Annotated in this window: 2 protein-coding genes; both read right to left on the reverse strand. The window is 61.0% G+C overall.

Annotated elements, in window-relative coordinates:
• Positions 1–533: 533 nt before the first annotated feature.
• On the reverse strand, positions 534–845 hold the full coding sequence (locus C6W91_RS03990) for an SHOCT domain-containing protein (RefSeq protein ID WP_237028427.1): 312 nt from the start codon (positions 843–845) through the stop codon (positions 534–536).
• On the reverse strand, positions 842–1,011 hold a 170-nt coding region (locus tag C6W91_RS03995; RefSeq protein ID WP_370570449.1), incomplete at its 5' end, for an ATP-binding protein. The genes C6W91_RS03995 and C6W91_RS03990, both read right to left, overlap by 4 nt.

Here is a 1,011-nt window from a genome sequence, read left to right on the forward strand (position 1 = left end):
CGCGACCGTTGCAATCGGAGCGCCAGGGGCAAGCGCGCCCGTGTCAGGCGACGCCATCGAATGACCGGCCGGTGCGGCCTCGGGTTGCAGGTACTGCCAGCCACCGACCCCGACAACCCCAGCCAGAATGACGGCTACCACAACAGTCAACTTGTTCATTTCGTGTCTTTCTTTCGCTTTGCGTTGTGCAGATGAGTCCTAGCCTGAGGTCCGGCGTGCGCGCTACCGAGTGAATGAGACGTGCCTGTCCTCCGCCTGCTTTCAGGAAGTGAATATCGAAGACGCCCTGTGCGGCAAGCTGAGACGGCCGCGAGAAATGTATCGGTTTGTATCCTTGACCAGATCCGGTGGCGGGACGGCCTGACGAGCACAGCTTTTCGGGAGCATCATCACATCCATGCTGGCAAAAACCAATCTAGCGACCCTGACCGCAACCGGTTTCTATGACACGCGTGAGGATCAGCCTCAGCGTTCCTGCCTCCTAGATCTGCGCCCAGCCTGTGCTGTTCGAACGTTTGACCTGTTGGGTCCGGTCATTCCTCAAGCGTGGCCTTGCGACGGCGGAATTCATCCTCATCGATTTCGCCCTTGGCGAGCCGTTCCCGCAGGATATCCAGCGCATCGGAGGACCGGGCGCCACCCGGGCGGCTGTCCCGCAGCCAATGCACGGCCAGCACGATCAGGGCGATGACAACGCCCCAGAAGACCAGCATCATCAGCCCGCCGAATACGCCATAGCCGCCGCCCCACATCATATGCCCGTCCCAGTGGCCTTCGGGATCTGCCATTGCTGTTGAGGCGAAAAGGCCCGCAGCAGCAGTCATACTCCAGAGTTTCAGGGTCATCTTTCTCTCCTTTCATCGGGTGTTTCTCCGGCAAGCGGGATCGTCACGATGGCGCGTAGCCCGCCTGTTTCACGGTTCCTGAGGGTGATATTGCCGCCATGCGCCTGGATGATCGTCCGCGCAATCGACAGGCCCAGCCCATGCCCCCCGGTTTCCAGCGATCGCG

Origin of the sequence: Phaeobacter sp. SYSU ZJ3003, assembly GCF_041300735.1 — a bacterium.
Taxonomy (GTDB): domain Bacteria; phylum Pseudomonadota; class Alphaproteobacteria; order Rhodobacterales; family Rhodobacteraceae; genus Phycobacter; species Phycobacter gallaeciensis_A.

What these genes read in the sequence shown, in the direction of transcription:
- C6W91_RS03990 (WP_237028427.1), bottom strand. Translation starts at nt 845, where the DNA reads ATGACCCTGAAACTCTGGAGTATGACTGCTGCTGCGGGCCTTTTCGCC.